Consider the following 16016-nt stretch of genomic DNA (forward strand, 5'->3'; position numbering starts at 1 on the left):
TTCCCCGATAGCTCAGTTGGTAGAGCAAATGACTGTTAATCATTGGGTCGCAGGTTCGAGTCCTGCTCGGGGAGCCATTCTTCTTCTGTCATCTCGCCGTATCCCCATCCTGTCTGGCGCATGAAGCCAGCGCGGGCGGTGCCAGGGTGATGCCTGCGCGCTCCAGCGCTTCCAGTGCCGGTTCGCGCACATAGTCCTGCTGCCAGGCAACACTGTCGACCAGGCGACGGTCCCACAGCACGATATCCAGATCGATGGTTCGTGGCCCCGACTTGATGGGGCCGCGTCGACGGCCGAGTCGGGCTTCGATGTCCTTGAGGTAGCGGCGAAAGGCGCGATAGTCCAGCGAGGTGTAAAGCAGCAGGGCGCCGTTGAGAAAGTTGGGCTGGGCCTGATAGCCCACCGGGGTCGTCTCGATGACCGTCGCCGCGGCGAGTACCCGGCATTCGGCTTCCAGAATCGTGGTGGCCATGGTGATATGGCGTCGCGGCTCGATGTTGGAGCCCAGTGACAGCAGGCACTCATGGGAGGCGTCGGGCATCGGGGTATCCTTTCCTGACTGGTCTGCCGGTTCTATAGCATGGGGGTTTCCCGGCTTTCAACCGAGCGGGGACGGGGTGGGGACCGCTACTGGGCGATCGTGATATGATTTGGCGTCAGGTTGCTCGACAACCTCTGTCCATGGTTTCCGCCGCGGGGCGGGAGTCGCAAGCATGAGCGGGATTTCACGAGGATAAGCATGGCATCGACAGCGCCGAGCCGTGAAGAGGCCGAAAACGCCGTCCGGACACTGATACGCTGGGCGGGGGACGATCCCGAGCGCGAGGGGCTCGTGGATACCCCCGCTCGGGTGGTGCGTGCCTACGAGGAGTTCTTCGCCGGCTACACCTCCGACCCGGTGGGGGTGCTCGAGCGGACCTTCTCCGAGGTGGAAGGCTATGACGAGATGATCGTCATGAACGACATTCGCTTCGAGAGCCACTGCGAACATCACATGGCGCCGATCATCGGCAAGGCGCATATCGGCTACATTCCCGATCGCCGCGTGGTGGGCATCTCCAAGTTGGCCCGGCTGGTGGACATCTATGCCAAGCGCCTGCAGATTCAGGAAAAGATGACCGTGCAGATCGCCGATACCCTGCACGACGTGCTGCAGCCCCAGGGCGTGGCCGTGGTCATCGAGGCGTCCCACCAGTGCATGACCACGCGGGGGATTCACAAGCCCGGGGCCAGCCTGGTGACCAGCCGCATGCTGGGAACCTTCCGCAAGAACCCGGCGACCCGCCGTGAATTCCTGAGAATCCTCCGGCTGTCCGGCGCCTCGGTCGCCGACTGATCCTCGCCCGTATCCGACCCGCGACGCCATGCCGACCGGCATGGCGTCGTCGCGTTCGGCATCTCAGCGGGCCAGAAGCCCGCGCTCGGTCAGCTCGTCCAGCAGCGCTCGCGTGACCGGTTCATGAAAGAAGCGCCACAGTGCGTCGGCGCCCACCTCGCCGACTCCGTCGATGCGTTGCCAGTCGCGGCGGCGGCGGGACGAGAGTCGCCTGAGCCCGGCAAAGTGTCCTTCGTGCTCCAGGGCCGCCGGAGCGACGCTCGGCAGGCCCAGGGCACGCAGCCAGGTGGCGTCGGGAGCCTGCCGGGCTCGCTCGAAGGCGTCCATCCAGTTGGCGGCCCTGGCGCGCCCCACGCCATCCAGGCGCTTCAGGGCCGGCGCACGCAGGTCCAGCCAGTCCAGCGGCGAGGTGACCAGCCCCGCCTCCACCAGCTGTTGCCAGCGGCTCTCGCCGATCCCGGCGATGTCGAGGCCACGATCGCTGGAGAGCCACTCGAGCCGGGCCAGGAACTGCTGTCGGCAGCCGGGCGCCGGGCTCAGGCAGCTGAAGGCGTCATGCGCCTCGGCATCCGGCGCGTCCACGCTCGGGCGAGGCCGGCGGCGGACCACCACGTCATCAAGATGCGGGATGGTCAGGCCGGCCAGGGAAACCTGCACCTGATCGCCGGGACGCACGTCCAGCTCGCGCCAATGATCGAGCGAGCCCAGGCTGACCCGCGTGATGGTGCGATCGTCGAGCGTGACCGGCGAGAGCTCGGCGATCGGCGTGATGCGCCCGGTTCGGCCGATCGAGAAGTCGACGCGCCGGACATCGGCCAGGGTACGGCGTGCCGGATACTTCCAGGCCAGTGCCCAGTCGGGGGGTTCGGGTTGCCAGGTCGCCGCCGCCGGGCGTCGCCCCTGGCGCAGCACGATGCCGTCGCTGGCGAAGGGCAGGGGGTGGCGATACCAGGACTGGCGCTGCTGCACCACGTCGCGAAGGCTGCGGACCCGCCGCGTGTCGCGCCTGGCATCGTCAAAGCCCCAGGCCGCCAGTTGCTCGAGCCGGGCGGTCATGTCGGCCGGGCCGTCCGGCCAGTCCCAGACGAACAGGCCGATGTGCTTCGCCGCCTCGGCGTCGAGAGTGTCGCGCGCCATCAGGCCGCTGATCGCCGCACGGGCACCGTCGGTGCCGTCCCGCGACTGCACATGGCCCGGGCGTTGATGGTAGAGCTCGCCCTGCAGCACCACGCGGGGCGGCGCATCCGGCAGACGCTCGGGGATCGCCGCAATTACCTGCGCCTGTGGCAGCCAGTCCTGCCCGCGTACCCCGTCGCCACGACTGATGGCGGCGCTGAGCCGGCCCTGCTCGTAGAGCAGGGTGACGGCGACGCCGTCGACCTTGGGCTGGATCCAGAGTTCTTGATCCTGGCGGGCGCGCAGCCACTCGGCGACCGCCCGGCGGGAGTCGGCCTTGGTCAGGCCGGTCTGCACGACGGGGTGGCGGATGTGGCCGTCGGTCGGGGCATGGGGCTGCGTCGCGGGGGCGGCAAGGCCGAGGCACTGGCGCCAGCGTGCCTGGCGACGCCTGGCGGCTTCGTAGACGCCGTCCTCGACCAGGCGGGTGCCGTGCCGGTAATAGGCATCGGCCCAGCGTTGCAGGCGCGACGAAAGCCGATCGAGGTCGTGTTGCAGCTGCTCGCTCGACCGCCCGTCGCAGGCGTCGGTGTCACCTCGGGCCGGCGAGACGGCCAGCAGCATGAGTGCCAGGAGGGCAATCGGTAGACGCGGGCGGTGGCAGGCGGTCATGGGCGGGGTCCTCTCCAGAGGCTGGAATCGGTGGGCTGAAACGACGACCGCCACCCCTCGGGGTGGCGGTCGTCGTTACCTCTCGTGTCACGGATCGGGCGGGGCGTGGGGTCAGCGCGACTGCTGGAGTCGGGCGTAATCCAGCACGATCTGCGACCCCTCGATCACCTGGGCGCGATCGATCGGGTCCGGTGTCTGTTCGCCGTCGCCGTTCGTGTCGCTGCCGCGTGCATCGACCCAGTGCGCGAGCGGCTCGAGGCCCAGCGCCCGCCGCCGGCGGTTTTCCAGGGCCAGTTCCTCCTTCTCCTGGGCATCCATCTCGCGCTGGCGCTGCTCGCGATTGAGGCTGACGCTGGTCTGCTGCTCGCGCAGTTTCTTGATCAGGCTGGCCTGCTGTTCCAGGTAGAGGAAGTTCGGCTCCTGCTCGACGCGCTGGCGGTGGCGCGCCTTGAGGGTGTCGAGGTAGGTGCTCGGGTGGCCGTAGCGACGGTACTGCACGGCGCGCACGGTGTCCCAGGGCAGGGCGTTGTCGAGACTGCTTTCACCGATGGTCTGCGGGTCGATCAGGCTGGGGAAGGTGATGTCCGGGGTGACGCCACGCAGCTGGGTGCTCTCTCCCGACACGCGGTAGAACTTGGCGCGGGTCAGCTTGATCTGGCCGTGACTGAGGTCGCTGAGCGTCTGCACGGTGCCCTTGCCGAAGGTCTGGCTGCCGATGATCAGCCCACGCCCGTAGTCCTGTATGGCGCCGGCGAAGATCTCCGAGGCGGAGGCGGACAGGCGGTTCACCAGTACGCCCAGCGGGCCGTCGTAGGCGACGCCGCTGTCGGTGTCGCCGTACAGGCTGATGCGTCCCCGGGCGTCACGCACCTGGACGGTGGGGCCGCGGTCGATGAACAGCCCCACCAGCGAGTTGGCTTCCTGGAGAGCACCGCCACCGTTGTTGCGCAGGTCCAGCAGAATGCCCTCGACGTTCTGGGCCTTGAGCTTCTTGATTTCCTTGGCGACGTCGCGGGTCGAGCTGCGGTAATCCTCTTCCCCGGCCTGCCAGGCATCGAAGTCGACGTAGAAGGTGGGGATCTTGATCACCCCGATGCGGTGGTCGCCGTCGTCGCGATGCACGGTCACCACCTCGCTGCTGGCGGCCTGATCCTCGAGCTCGACGGTATCGCGGACGATCTTCACCACGTGCGAGCGGGTCACGTCCACCGCCTTGGCGGGAATCACGTCGAGGCGAACCGTGGACCCCTTCGGGCCGCGGATCAGCTCGACCACGTCATCCAGGCGCATGCCCACCACATTGACCATCTCGCCGCTCTTGCCCTGGCCCACGCCGACGATGCGGTCGGCAGGCTGCAGCACGCCGCTCTTGGCGGCGGGGCCGCCGGGGACCAGGCTGGCCACCTTGACGTACTCGCCCTCGGTCTGCAGCAGGGCGCCGATGCCCTCGAGCGACAGCCGCATCTGGATGTCGAAGGACTCGCTCTGGCGCGGCGAGAAGTACTCGGTGTGCGGGTCCACCGTGCCGGTGACGGCGGCCATGAACAGCTCCAGCACATCTTCCGGCTTGGTCTGGCTCACGCGGGAGAGCTGGCCCTCGTAGCGGTCGTGGAGCGTCTTCTGCACGGCCTCGGGCGACTGGTCGCTGAGGCTCAGGGACAGGGCGGCATTCTTCAGGCGCTTTTGCCAGAGGGTGTCGAGCGCCCCCTCGTCGCGGGCCCAGGCGGCCGATTCCCGATCCAGCGCCAGGCGGCCCTGGCCGGTGTAGTCGAAGTCCAGGCCATCATCGACCTGTTTCAGCAGCCACTTCAGGCGTGTCTCCAGGCGCTGCTGGTAACGACCGTAAAGGGCGTAGACACGATCCAGCCTCCCCTGGGTGACGGCGTCATCGAGCGACGTGCGCAGATCGCCGAAGTCATCGACGTCGCCCTGCAGCAGGTAGGCGCGCTGTGAATCGAGCACGTCGAGAAAGCGGTCGAAGGCACGCCGCGACCAGGCGTCATCGAGCGTGACGTCGGCATAGTGGCCGTATTCCAGAGAATCCGCGACTTCGGTCGACGCCTGGCGCTGGGCATCCGTGGGGGTGGGGCCGGCAAGGGCCGGTACACCCAGCGCGATCAGCAGCAGAAAGATCGTCACGCGCTGGATGACTGCAGTCAGGCTCATCGATGAAGCACTCCCGGTTTCATGTACACTCTGTTCCCTGGTGACCGGCCCGCGAATGCCGCACAAGCCGGTCCGGCATTGTAGCAGCCTGTATCGCCAGACATAGACCCCGACGAGGATGAGCATGTCCCTAGATCCGACCCTGGAACGCCTCCTGACATTCCTGGCCCGCTCGCCGACCCCCTGGCACGCGACCGCCAACATGGCCCGGCGGCTGGAAGATGCCGGTTATCGTCGCCTCGACGAGACCCGGGCGTGGTCGCTGTCGCCGGGCGACCGCGTGTTCGTGACACGTAACGACTCGTCACTGATCGCCCTGCAGCTGCCCGAAGGACGCCTCGAGACGCTGCGCATGATCGGCGCGCACACCGACAGCCCCGGGCTGCGGCTCAAGCCCAATGCGGCGCTGCGCAACCGCGACTGGCTGCAACTCGGGGTCGAGGTCTACGGCGGGGCGCTGCTGGCGCCCTGGTTCGATCGTGACCTGGGGATCGCCGGTCGCGTGCACGTGCGTGGCGAGGACGGGCGGACCCGCGGCGTGCTGATCAATGTGGACCGTCCCGTGGCGACGATTCCGAGCCTGGCCATTCATCTCGATCGCGAGGCCAACAACGGGCGTGCCCTGAACGCGCAGACCCAGATGGCGCCGGTGCTCTTGCAGGGCGGCGGCGACTCGGACTTCACGGCACTGCTCAAGCGCTGGCTCCACGAGCAGCAGGGGCTGGAAGACGTCGAACCGCTGGCCTTCGAGCTGTGCCTCCATGATGTTCAGCCGCCCAGCCGCGTGGGGATCGAGGCGGAGCTGATCGCCAGCGCCCGTCTCGACAACCTGCTGTCGTGCTTCTGCGGCCTGGAAGCGCTGCTGGCCGCCGACGGCAGGCAGGGGGTGCTGCTGGTGGCCAACGACCACGAGGAGGTCGGCAGTGCCAGCGCCTGTGGTGCCCAGGGGCCGTTCCTGGCCGATGTGCTGCGCCGCGTCAACGCCCAGTGCGGCGAGGTCGGCGAGGAGGGTCTGGTGCGGCTGATCCAGGGCTCGCGCCTGATTTCCTGCGACAACGCCCATGCGCTGCACCCCAACTTTCCGGACAAGCATGATGCCGCCCATGGCCCGGCGATCAACGGCGGCCCGGTGATCAAAGTCAATGCCAATCAGCGCTACGCCACCACCAGCGAGACGGCAGCGCTGTTTCGTGACCTCTGCCACGAGGCGGGGGTGCCGGTGCAGAGCTTCGTCACCCGGGCGGACATGGGGTGCGGCAGCACCATCGGGCCGATCACCGCCAGCGAGATCGGTGTGCCCACGCTGGATGTGGGGGTGCCGCAGTGGGCGATGCACTCGATCCGCGAAACCGCCGGCGTGCATGACATCGCCTATCTGATTCGCGCGCTGACGGCCTTCGTCAATCGCTCGCGACTGGGCTGAGCCGTGCCGCGGCGCTGAATCCGGGGTAGACAAGAGAACGCCCGCCCTCCTGACGGAGGGCGGGCGTTCTTGCGTTGCCGAGGAATCTCGTGCGCGATCAGCGATCACTCTCGGTCTGGCTCGAGGAGGTCTCGGTCGTGCTCGAGGCTCGCTCGGAGCTTGCCGGGGCCGTCCCGGCGGCGGGCTGCTGCTCGCGACGACGCTTCTCGCGCGGGTCGTTGTGCGCCCGCCGGCGACGCGGGCGACGCTCGGCCCTGGCCGGAGCAGCCGGCGGCTCGGTCGTCGGCGCCGCTTCCGGCGTCTCCGGCTCGCCGGTCTTGTCGGTGCCTGCAGCGGCCCCGGCCTTCGGGGTCTCGGTCATCTCGGGCTCGGCGTGGCTCTTGCTCCGAGAGTCAGTACCGGCTGTCGGGGCGGCGTCGGAAGCCGGTGGCGTCTCGCCCGTCGGGGTTTCCGTCGAGCCTTCGCCTGCCGTCGTCTCCGGTGCCGAGGTGGCGGCAGAGGATTCCGACTTGGCGGCGGTGGCTTCGGACTGCTTCGGTGTGGGCGTCGCCGCTGCGGGCGTTTCGTCGCCGGCCGTGGCCTCGGTGGTCGGGGCGGACGGTTTGGCGTGATTGCCGGAGGAGGCTTGCGCCTCGGCGCCGGTGCTCGCCTTTCTGTCATCCTCGGTTGCCGCCTTCGCCGTGTCGCCTTCGCCGCGGCGCTTGCGCTGGCGACCCCGGGTGGCGGGCTTGTCGGCGGTGGTCGCCGCCCCGGCCGTATCGTCGGTCGCGCCGCCATCGGCCTGGGTCGCGGGTGCCTTTGCAGCCTTTGCCGTCGGGGCCATTTCGCCGGTGCTGTCGCTCCCCTCGGCCTTGCTCGGCTCGGCTGCCGGCTTCGTGGCTTCTGCCGTCTCGGCGGCTGCCGGCTTCGTGGCTTCTGCCGTCTCGGCGGCTGCCGGCTTCGTGGCTTCTGCCGTCTCGGCGGCTGCCGGCTTCGTGGCTTCTGTCTTATCGGCGACTTCCGGCTTCGCGGCTTCGTCCGCTGTCGGCGCCTCGGCCTTCAGCCGTTCCTGCTCGGCGACCGACTCGGGGTTGAGCGCATGCTGCCGACGGCGTTGGCGGGGGTTGTTGCGGGTGCGCTTGGGACGGCCATCCGTACCTTCCGCTGCCTCGCCTTCGGCCCGGGCAGGCTTGTTCGGCTTGTCGCTGCCGTCATCGTCACGACGTGCCTTGCCGCCCTCCGGCTTGTCGGTCTTCTGGGTCTCGGTCCGCTGGGTGTCGGCCTTTTCCGGCTTGTCACCCTTCTGGCTCTGGCGGGCGCCTTTCCGGCCGCCGCCATCCTTGCCGTTGCCCTGGCGCGATGACTTGCCGGCCTGATCGCCCTGACGCTTGCTGTCGTCGCGGCTCTCGTCACGCGACGGGGCTTCATCGCGATCGCGGCGGCGAGCGTTCTCGCGTTGCTCTTCGCCACGGGGTTCGTCGCTACGCCGGGCGTCGTCGCGCCGGGCGTCGTCGCGCTGGGCATTGCGGCGGCGACCATTCTCGCGGCGCTCGTCGTCACGACGGTGATCGCTGCGCTGGCTTTCCTGGCGGCGACGGCGCTGGCCGCCGTTGCCGCGACTCTGCTCGTCCCGGGCGGCGGCGCCGTCATGGCGGCTTGAAGCCTCGCCGTTGCCGCGCTGGGTGGTGTCGCTGCCTTCCTCTTCCGGGTTGCCGATCAGCTTGCCGAGCCCCTTGAAGAAGCGTGACAGCAGGCCGGTGGGCGCGGGGAGGGTGGCGCTGTCCTGATGGCGCGTCTCGTCCTCGATCGGCTGCTGCAGTGAGGCCGGCGCCGGTGCGTTGTGAGCCACGCTCTTGACCGCCGCCTCGGTGCGCTGGATCGGCTTGGCCAGTGTCAGGTCGGGTTCCTTGCCGACCTCGGTGTCGGTGGAGAGCTCGAAGCTGGACTTGTGCTCGCCTTCCTCGTTGACGTGATCGTCGCGCAGACGCTGCACGTCGTAGTGCGGGGTGTCCATGTCCGGGTTGGGCAGCAGGACGACCCTGACGCCCTGACGCTGTTCGATGTCGGCCAGGGTGGCACGCTTCTCGTTGAGCAGGTAAGTGGCGACGGGGACGGGCAGGATGGCGCGGATCTGCGCGCTGCGCTCCTTCATCGCCTCTTCCTCGATCAGGCGCATGACCGACAGTGACAGCGAGCGGACGTCGCGAATGGTGCCCTGGCCGTCGCAGCGCGGGCAGACCACGCCGCTGGTCTCGCCCAGCGAGGGGCGCAGGCGCTGGCGGGACATTTCCATCAGCCCGAAGCGCGAGATGCGGCCGATCTGCACGCGGGCGCGGTCGATCTTGAGCGCGTCGCGCATGCGGTTCTCGACCTCGCGCTGGTTGCGGGCCGGTGACATGTCGATGAAGTCGATGACCACCAGGCCGCCGATGTCACGCAGGCGCAACTGGCGGGCGATCTCGTCGGCCGCCTCGAGGTTGGTCTGCAGGGCGGTCTCCTCGATGTCGCTGCCGCGAGTGGCGCGCGCCGAGTTGATGTCGATGGAGACCAGCGCCTCGGTGTGGTCGATCACTACCGAGCCGCCGGAGGGCAGCTTGACCTCGCGCTGGTAGGCGGTCTCGATCTGCGACTCGATCTGGAAGCGCGAGAACAGCGGTACGTCATCGGCGTAGAGCTTGATCTTCTGCTGATAGGAGGGCATCACCTGGCGGATGAAGCCCAGTGCCTCCTGATGGACCTCGGGGCTGTCGATCAGCACCTCGCCGATGTCCTGGCGCAGGTAGTCGCGCATGGCGCGAATGATCACGTTGGACTCGCGGTAGATCAGGAAGGGCGCGGAGCGCTTGCCGGCTTCCTCGGTGATCGCCTCCCAGACCTGGGCGAGGTAGTCGAGGTCCCACTGGAGTTCCTCGGTGCTGCGGCCGATCCCGGCGGTGCGCACGATCACGCCCATCTTGTCGGGCAGGGTGAGGGCGGACATTGCCTCCTTGAGCTGGGCGCGCTCCTCGCCCTCGATGCGCCGCGAGATGCCGCCCGCCCGCGGGTTGTTGGGCATCAGTACCAGGAAGCGGCCGGCCAGGCTGATGAAGGTGGTGAGTGCCGCCCCCTTGTTGCCGCGCTCCTCCTTGTCGACCTGGACGATGACTTCCTGGCCCTCCTTGATCACCTCCTTGATGTTGGGGCGGCCGGAGGGGTCCTTGGTGAAGTATTCGCGGGAGATTTCCTTGAGCGGCAAGAAGCCGTGGCGTTCGGCACCGAAGTCGACGAAGGCGGCTTCCAGGGAGGGTTCGACGCGGGTGATCTTGCCGCGATAGATGTTGGCCTTCTTCTGTTCGCGGGCACCGGATTCGATATCCAGATCGTAGAGGCGCTGTCCATCGACGAGGGCGACGCGCAGCTCTTCGGGCTGGGTCGCGTTGATGAGCATCCGTTTCATGTTGTCTCGCTAGTTGGCTCGCGCCGGGAGGCGGGCCTGGGGACAACGCTGCGGAAATGTCGGCGCGGACGGCTCACGGTATTGCGCGGGCGAGTGAAGGCTGACACGAGTCAGGCCGTATCCCGGTCCGCCAGGCGCGTGGTGCTTGTTTCCGCACGTCGATTATCTGACCAGCGATTCCTTTTGCGTCGGCGACGGCGAACCGCTTCGTGCTGTCGTGCTGTGCTCAGCGCATGTCGTGACTGTGGCGCCGGCCCCGGCGGCGCCGGGGCTGGCAAGATCATGTTGAGTACGCGGCGGCGGCAGGACATGTCGCGGCGGGGAGTATCCCCGGCCGGTCCTGCAGACGACCGCCAGACACCTGGCATTGTTCGATTCGCCGACGCCGGCCTCCGGCACGGTGTTTAAGTCCCCGTGGTCTCGATCAGGCATCAGGCGTGATCGGGCCCGGGCGTGGCGTAACGTCGTCTTTCACTTTTCACTGCATGGTGGTGGGGCTATCCCCATCACCGGAATCATGGCTCGGGCCTGCGTACTGGATCGGGCAGGCGCATGAGGCGGGCGCTTTTCACCCGTCCGAGCGACTTCGGAATATAACAGTAAAGCCGTATAGCGGCAATTGACGTTGACACCGTCGAGGTGGGTTAGAATGGGGCTTTCGGCCAGCAAGGCCGGAACGAGCAAGGAGAGAGCATGGCCGAAGGGCGCGACATCCAATGGGTCGACATCGGCGAGGCCCACGCCGGGCAACGCATCGACAACTTTCTGCACACGCGCCTGAAGGGGGCGCCGCGGGCGCTGATCTACCGGATCGTCCGCAAGGGGGAGGTGCGCGTCAACAAGAAGCGCGTCAAGGCCGACTATCGGCTGGTGCCCGGCGATCAGGTGCGCATCCCGCCGTTGCGCCTGGCGCCGGAAGAGGCGGTGCGCGAGGTCAGCGACAACCTGCGCAACCTGCTGGCCGGCAGCGTGCTGATCGAGGGGCCGCAGTGGCTGGTGATCAACAAGCCCTCGGGGCTGCCGGTGCACGGCGGCAGCGGGGTGAAGATCGGCCTGATCGAGGCGCTGCGTCAGGTACGCGAGGATCTCGACTTTCTCGAGCTGGTGCATCGGCTCGACCGCGACACCTCGGGATGCCTGCTGCTGGCCAAGACACGTCCCGCGCTGCTGGCGCTCAACACCGCACTCAAGCAGCACAAGATGGAGAAGCGTTACCTGGCGCTGGTGGCCGGGCGCTGGCCGGCTCGCCGGGATTTCGTCAGTGCGCGCCTGGATCGCTATGACGCCGGCAACGGCGAACGCCGCGTGCGCGTCGACCCGGCCGGCAAGGTGGCGCGGACCCGTTTCGCCGTCCAGGAGACGCTGGCCGGGGTGACCCTGGTCGAGGCCGAGCCGGTGACCGGGCGCACCCACCAGATTCGGGTGCATGCCGCTCATGCGGGACACCCTCTATTGGGGGACGACAAGTACGGTACCGCGGCGGCGCGTCGCCTGGCGGCGGAGCTGAAGCTGCCACGCCTGTTCCTGCATGCGGCGTCGCTGACCTTTCCCGAGCCCAGCAGTGGCCGGCCCGTCAGGGTGCGGGCGCCGCTGGGTGACGAGCTCGAGGGGGTGCTCGAGCGTGCCCGCGGGCGGGGGATGTCCTCATGACCTCCTCGACCGGAGAGCTTCGCTATCGGCTGGTGATCTTCGACTGGGACGGCACCCTGGTGGATTCCGAGGCGCGGATCGTCAGCTGCATGCAGGCGGCGGCCGAGGAAATCGGCTGGACGCCGCTGAGTCGCGAGGCCGTGCGTGACATCATCGGGCTGGGGCTGCCCGAGGCGATCGCCCGGCTGTGTCCGGGAATCGATGCCCGGCGGGCGGAGGCCCTGCGGGCCGGCTATGCGCGCCGCTTCGTTGCCGCCGACCAGTCGCCGACCCCCTTCTTCCCGGGGGTCGAGGCGGGTCTGGGGCGGCTGCGGCGTTCCCCGGCGACGCGGCTGGCCGTGGCCACCGGCAAGAGCCGCCGGGGGCTCGATCGGGCGCTGGCGACGACCGGCGCCGGCGGCTGGTTCCACGCCACGCGAACCGCCGACGAGACCCGTTCCAAGCCCGACCCGCGGATGCTCGAGGAGCTGCTGATCGAGACCGGCGTCGCGGCATCGGAGGCGTTGATGATCGGGGATACCGAATATGACATGGCCATGGCCCGCTCGCTGGGCATGGATCGCGTGGCGGTGACCTACGGGGTGCATGCGCCGGAGCGCCTCGCGCAGTGCGAGCCGACCTTCACGGCGGACGACTTTGCGGCCGTCATCGACTGGCTCCATGGCTGAAGTGAATATCGAGGAGGTGCGTGATGGCCGACGAGCGCAATGACGATCCCTGGACCGGCGGGGAAGAGGTACCACCCGGCGACGAGCCGCGAAGAGAAGGAAAGGAGGAGGCGGGCGCGGACTGGCGCGAGCGTCGGCAATGGCAGCAGTGGCAGCTCATGGAGCGCTGGATGGAGGGCGTGCTGGTCGAGCAGCGTCGCGCACGGCGCTGGAAGCTGTTCTTCCGCTTCGTGTTCGCCGGGCTGCTGCTGGCGCTGGTGTGGGCGGTCTTCAGTGGCGTCCGGCAGGCCGGCGGGCCGACGCCCACGGGGCCGCATGTCGCCGTGGTGCGCGTCGAGGGCGCCATCGATGCCGAGGGGCGGGCCAGTGCCGAACGGATCATCGAGGGCGTCAGGCAGGCCTGGGGCAATCCGGATGCTCGTGCCGTGGTGCTCGACATCAACAGTCCCGGCGGCAGCCCGGTGCAGTCGCAGCGCGTCTACGCCGAGCTGCGGCGGCTCGTGGCCCAGGGCGGCAAGCCGGTGGTGGCGGTCATCGAGGACATCGGGGCCAGCGGCGCCTATTACATCGCCTCGGCGGCCGGTCGCGTCTATGCGTCCCCGGCGAGCCTGGTCGGCTCGATCGGGGTGATTCATGCCGGCTTCGGTCTCCAGGGCGCCATCGATAAGCTGGGGGTGGAGCGGCGGGTCTTCACCGCCGGCGAGAACAAGGACTTCCTGGATCCCTTCGCGCCGGTGACGCCGGAGCAGCGCGAGTTCTGGCAGCAGGTGCTCGACACCACCCATCGGCAGTTCATCGACGCCGTCAAGGCCGGTCGCGGCGACCGGCTGGCCGATGACCCGCGGCTGTTCTCGGGGCTGGTCTGGACCGGCGAGCAGGCCGTGTCGCTGGACCCGTTCACGCGCCTGTCGCGTCAGTTCGGCCGGGTCGCCGCCGAGTGGCTGGGGCTGCCCTCGACCCGCTCGCCGGTGCGCTATCAGGCCTACTGAGTGCGGCGAGGCTCGGGGGTCAGGCGGCGAGGGGGTCCAGGCCGGCCTCGCGCAGCAGCGCGCACAGGCGGATCAGGGGCAGGCCGATCAGCGTGTTGGGGTCGTCGCCCTCCAGGCGCTCGAAGAGCGTGACGCCGAGACCTTCCATGCGGAAGCTGCCGGCGCTGTCCAGGGGCTTTTCACGGGCGACGTAATGGGCGATCTCGCGTTCGCCGAGTCGTCGGAAGACGACGTCGTAGCGTTCGTGGCAGACCCAGTGACGACTGGCGCGGGTGTCGATCAGCGCCAGGCCGGTGAGAAAGCGCACGCGGTTGCCCGAGAAGCGGGCCAGGTTGGCCCGGGCGGTGGCCTCGTCGCCGGGCTTGCCGAGGATGTCGCCCTCGAACAGGGCGATCTGGTCGCTGCCGATGACCAGGTGGTCATCGAAGTCGCGGGCCACTCGCTCGGCCTTGCTCAGGGCCAGGCGATGCACGAGTGCCTCGGGCGGCTCGCCGTCACGGGGGCGCTCGTCGATGTCGGGGCTCGCCCAGGTGAAGGGCAGGCCGAGGCGTTCGAGCAGCTGGCGGCGCCAGGGCGATCCGGAAGCCAGAACGAGACGGCTCATGGCAGTGTCCTCGCGGAGGAAGTGGAGGGCTCAGTCTGCCCCCGTGCTCGCGGGCTGTACAGGGCGTGACGGTGCGCTTTGACAGGCCCGGGGGGAATCCCTATTATTGCGCGCCTATGATGACCACTAGACTTCCCCTGCACGTCGAGCCCTACCGGCTGGCTGCCGGCGAACAGACGCTCGAGGGCAGTGTCCCTCTGGATGCCATGACGCGTCTGGCCGAAGAGGCCGGGCCTCAGCAGGGTGACTGCGAGGTGCGCCTTGCCTTCGGTGTCGGCCCTCAGGGGCGCCGTTACATCGAGGGGTGGCTGAGTGCCTCGGTGCAGCTCGCCTGCCGGCGTTGCCTGGAGCCGCTGCCGGTGTCGGTCGAAAGCCGCTGGCTGCTGGGCATGGTGAGCAGCGATGCCCTGGCCGCCGACCTGCCCGGCGACTACGAGCCGGTCCTGGTGGAAAACGAACAGCTCAACCTGCTGCCGGTCATCGAGGACGAACTGATCCTCAGCCTGCCGCAGGTGGTCTATCACGACGAGGCGGCGTGCGCCGTGTCGCGCGACCAGCTGGCCAGCCGTCCCGACACCGAGGATTCGGACGAGACCGCGACAAGCCCCTTCGATGTGCTGCGCACATTGAAGGATAAACACTGATTATTTCGACACGCTCTTTGGAGTACTACCCATGGCAGTTCAACAGAACCGCAAGACCCGTTCCAAGCGCGGCATGCGCCGCAGCCACGACGCGCTGACCGGCCCGACCCTGTCCCAGGACAAGGAAACCGGCACCACGCATCGTCGTCACCACGTGGCACCGGACGGTTTCTATCGCGGCCGCAAGGTCGTCGACGCTTGACGCAGCGCTGAATTCGGGCGACTTCGGCGTCACGTCGTGCGTATCGCCATCGACGCCATGGGCGGGGACCAGGGTCCCCGCGCCGTGGTTCGGGGAGCCGCCGAAGCGCTGTGCGCGCATCCCTCGCTGTCCATCCGCCTGTTCGGGCCGCAAATGCGGCTCGAAGAAGAACTGTCGTCACTGCCTCGTCGCTACGGAGCAGTGCGTGAGCGCATGAGTGTCCATCATGCGGGCGAGGTGATCGCGCAGTCGGCGCGTCCTTCCCAGGCCCTGCGTACCGGGGGAAGCAGCAGTCTGGCCCGCATGCTCGATGACGTGGCGGCCGGGCAGGCCGATGCAGGCGTCAGTGCCGGCAACACCGGTGCCCTGATGGCGCTGTCGCGCCGTGCCCTGGGCATGGTGGCGGGCATTCCGCGACCGGCGATCACCACCGCCATCCCGACCCGCGGCGGCGGTCGCTGCTACATGATCGACCTGGGTGCCAATATCGAGACCACCGCCGAGCGGCTGGTCGATTTCGCGCGCATGGCGGATGTCATGGCGCGACATGTCGACGGCCTCGAGCACCCAAGGGTGGCCCTGCTCAACGTGGGCGTCGAGGCGACCAAGGGCCCGGCGATGGTTCGCGAGGCCGACGAGCGGCTGCGACGCCTGTCGTCGCTCAACTACATCGGGTTCGTCGAGGGTGACGGCCTGTTCAACGGAGACGCCGACGTGGTGGTCTGCGACGGCTTCGTCGGCAACATCGTGCTCAAGTCCAGCGAAGGGCTGGCGCGCATGCTGGTGGAGCGCTTCCAGACCACCTTCGCCGCCCACTGGGGCAGTCGTCTCGTCACGCTGCTGGCGCGTCCGGCCTTGCTGCGTATCAAGCGTCAGCTGGATCCGGTCCGCTACAATGGCGCCAGTCTTCTGGGTCTGGCAGGCATCGTGGTGAAGAGCCACGGCCGTGCCGATGCCCAGGGGTTCGCGTTTGCCGTCTCCCGTGCGGTGCAGGAGGTGCGCCGTGATCTGCCGTCGCGGCTGGCGCAGGCGCTGGGACAGTCCGCTATCCCGTCGGTCGCGTGCGGCCCGGGGGATAGCGGGTTTTCCGCCCGCTCGAGACCCGACGATTTCAATCCTGAAAGGTGAATG

13 protein-coding genes and 1 tRNA gene are annotated in these 16016 nt (G+C 68.5%); 9 read left to right on the forward strand and 5 right to left on the reverse strand.

The genetic code is table 11. From position 1 onward, the window contains the following. The first annotated feature begins 1 nt into the window (after position 1). Positions 2-77: transfer RNA gene (locus G7A98_RS12845), tRNA-Asn, on the forward strand. 11 nt (positions 78-88) lie between these two features. Here G7A98_RS12845 and folK read toward each other — a convergent pair. Beyond that, positions 89-541, reverse strand: coding sequence for a 2-amino-4-hydroxy-6-hydroxymethyldihydropteridine diphosphokinase (gene folK / locus G7A98_RS12850; protein ID WP_163650081.1), 453 nt, complete (start codon positions 539-541; stop codon positions 89-91). Between the two features lie 198 nt (positions 542-739). Between folK and folE the strand changes: the two genes are divergently transcribed. Further along, on the forward strand, positions 740-1336 hold the full coding sequence (gene folE / locus G7A98_RS12855) for a GTP cyclohydrolase I FolE (protein ID WP_163650082.1): 597 nt from the start codon (positions 740-742) through the stop codon (positions 1334-1336). 63 nt (positions 1337-1399) lie between these two features. Here folE and ligB read toward each other — a convergent pair whose 3' ends face one another. Continuing rightward, a complete protein-coding gene (gene ligB, locus G7A98_RS12860; protein ID WP_163650083.1) occupies positions 1400-3124 on the reverse strand; it encodes an NAD-dependent DNA ligase LigB in 1725 nt (574 codons plus the stop codon). A 111-nt stretch (positions 3125-3235) separates the two neighbouring features. Continuing rightward, the gene (locus G7A98_RS12865; protein ID WP_163650084.1) at positions 3236-5290 is read right to left on the reverse strand and encodes a carboxy terminal-processing peptidase; all 2055 of its coding nucleotides are present in this window, start codon (positions 5288-5290) and stop codon (positions 3236-3238) included. Between the two features lie 118 nt (positions 5291-5408). Here G7A98_RS12865 and G7A98_RS12870 point away from each other — a divergent pair, with 118 nt between their 5' ends. Then, positions 5409-6713, forward strand: a complete 1305-nt coding sequence (locus G7A98_RS12870; protein ID WP_163650085.1) for a M18 family aminopeptidase — start codon at positions 5409-5411, stop codon at positions 6711-6713. 97 nt (positions 6714-6810) lie between these two features. Here G7A98_RS12870 and rne read toward each other — a convergent pair whose 3' ends face one another. Next, complete coding sequence (rne, locus tag G7A98_RS12875; protein WP_163650086.1) at positions 6811-10128, reverse strand: ribonuclease E; 3318 nt, start codon at positions 10126-10128, stop codon at positions 6811-6813. Positions 10129-10821: 693 nt separating this feature from the next. Between rne and G7A98_RS12880 the strand changes: the two genes are divergently transcribed. The 3 genes from G7A98_RS12880 to G7A98_RS12890 are packed head-to-tail and all read left to right on the forward strand — an operon-like array spanning position 10822 to position 13435. Beyond that, on the forward strand, positions 10822-11778 hold the full coding sequence (locus G7A98_RS12880) for an RluA family pseudouridine synthase (protein WP_163650087.1): 957 nt from the start codon (positions 10822-10824) through the stop codon (positions 11776-11778). Next, positions 11775-12446, forward strand: a complete 672-nt coding sequence (locus tag G7A98_RS12885) for an HAD-IA family hydrolase (RefSeq protein ID WP_163650088.1) — start codon at positions 11775-11777, stop codon at positions 12444-12446. Before G7A98_RS12880 ends, G7A98_RS12885 begins: the two co-directional genes overlap by 4 nt. Positions 12447-12469: 23 nt before the next feature. Next, positions 12470-13435, forward strand: coding sequence for a S49 family peptidase (locus G7A98_RS12890; RefSeq protein WP_163650089.1), 966 nt, complete (start codon positions 12470-12472; stop codon positions 13433-13435). A 19-nt stretch (positions 13436-13454) separates the two neighbouring features. Here G7A98_RS12890 and G7A98_RS12895 read toward each other — a convergent pair whose 3' ends face one another. Then, on the reverse strand, positions 13455-14039 hold the full coding sequence (locus G7A98_RS12895) for a Maf family protein (protein WP_163650090.1): 585 nt from the start codon (positions 14037-14039) through the stop codon (positions 13455-13457). Positions 14040-14155: 116 nt separating this feature from the next. On the opposite strand from G7A98_RS12895, the gene G7A98_RS12900 reads away from it, so the two are divergent. Genes G7A98_RS12900 through plsX form a run of 3 tightly spaced genes read left to right on the forward strand, consistent with a single transcriptional unit; the run spans position 14156 to position 16013 of the window. Then, entirely contained in the window at positions 14156-14683 is a 528-nt protein-coding gene (locus G7A98_RS12900; RefSeq protein ID WP_163650091.1) for a YceD family protein, read from the forward strand. Between the two features lie 31 nt (positions 14684-14714). Beyond that, positions 14715-14885 carry a 50S ribosomal protein L32 gene (gene rpmF, locus G7A98_RS12905; RefSeq protein WP_163650092.1) on the forward strand — a complete coding sequence of 57 codons (171 nt, stop codon included), beginning with the start codon at positions 14715-14717 and terminating at the stop codon, positions 14883-14885. A 36-nt stretch (positions 14886-14921) separates the two neighbouring features. After that, on the forward strand, positions 14922-16013 hold the full coding sequence (gene plsX, locus G7A98_RS12910) for a phosphate acyltransferase PlsX (protein WP_163650093.1): 1092 nt from the start codon (positions 14922-14924) through the stop codon (positions 16011-16013). Positions 16014-16016: the final 3 nt, after the last annotated feature.

Origin of the sequence: Modicisalibacter sp. 'Wilcox', assembly GCF_010993675.1 — a bacterium.
Taxonomy (GTDB): domain Bacteria; phylum Pseudomonadota; class Gammaproteobacteria; order Pseudomonadales; family Halomonadaceae; genus Modicisalibacter; species Modicisalibacter tunisiensis.

Coding starts and splice junctions, on each gene's coding strand:
- rpmF (WP_163650092.1), top strand. CDS start 14,715: ATGGCAGTTCAACAGAACCGCAAGACCCGTTCCAAGCGCGGCATGCGC.
- folK (WP_163650081.1), bottom strand. CDS start 541: ATGCCCGACGCCTCCCATGAGTGCCTGCTGTCACTGGGCTCCAACATC.
- rne (WP_163650086.1), bottom strand. CDS start 10,128: ATGAAACGGATGCTCATCAACGCGACCCAGCCCGAAGAGCTGCGCGTC.
- G7A98_RS12880 (WP_163650087.1), top strand. CDS start 10,822: ATGGCCGAAGGGCGCGACATCCAATGGGTCGACATCGGCGAGGCCCAC.
- G7A98_RS12885 (WP_163650088.1), top strand. CDS start 11,775: ATGACCTCCTCGACCGGAGAGCTTCGCTATCGGCTGGTGATCTTCGAC.
- G7A98_RS12865 (WP_163650084.1), bottom strand. CDS start 5,290: ATGAGCCTGACTGCAGTCATCCAGCGCGTGACGATCTTTCTGCTGCTG.
- G7A98_RS12900 (WP_163650091.1), top strand. CDS start 14,156: ATGATGACCACTAGACTTCCCCTGCACGTCGAGCCCTACCGGCTGGCT.
- G7A98_RS12870 (WP_163650085.1), top strand. CDS start 5,409: ATGAGCATGTCCCTAGATCCGACCCTGGAACGCCTCCTGACATTCCTG.
- G7A98_RS12895 (WP_163650090.1), bottom strand. CDS start 14,039: ATGAGCCGTCTCGTTCTGGCTTCCGGATCGCCCTGGCGCCGCCAGCTG.
- G7A98_RS12890 (WP_163650089.1), top strand. CDS start 12,470: ATGGCCGACGAGCGCAATGACGATCCCTGGACCGGCGGGGAAGAGGTA.
- ligB (WP_163650083.1), bottom strand. CDS start 3,124: ATGACCGCCTGCCACCGCCCGCGTCTACCGATTGCCCTCCTGGCACTC.
- folE (WP_163650082.1), top strand. CDS start 740: ATGGCATCGACAGCGCCGAGCCGTGAAGAGGCCGAAAACGCCGTCCGG.